General features: G+C 62.3%; 1 pseudogene. It reads left to right on the forward strand.

Going from position 1 to position 401, the window contains the following annotated elements:
• Positions 1-401: pseudogene (locus AC5ZGW_RS47345) on the forward strand (transposase); the annotation flags it as partial.

Consider the following 401-nt stretch of genomic DNA (forward strand, 5'->3'; position numbering starts at 1 on the left):
GAGAAGGCGCTGGTAGCGGCCTTGGCCGAGATGTACGTGCAAGGCGTCTCGACGCGGAAGGTCAAGCAAGTCACCGAAGAACTTGTGGGCATGCGTTCTCGGCCTCGGCGATCAGCGCCATCAACAAACGGCTGGATGCGTCGCTGAAGGCGTTTTGCGAGCGCAAGCTCAAGGAGCCATTCCCCTATCTGATCCTGGATGCGCGCTATGAGCGGGTGCGCGAGGACGGCATCATTGCGAGAGGTCGACGACGATTGCCTGCTCGAGCTCCGCTGGATGTACGACCGGCGCGATCTTGGCGAGGTGCGGCGCGATCTGGCGGCATGGCTTGCCAAATGGGGCGGCAAATACCCCAAGCTCACCGGCTGGGTGGAGGACAACATCGAGGAGACGCTCGCCTA

This window comes from Bradyrhizobium sp. Crot121 (genome assembly GCF_059512385.1).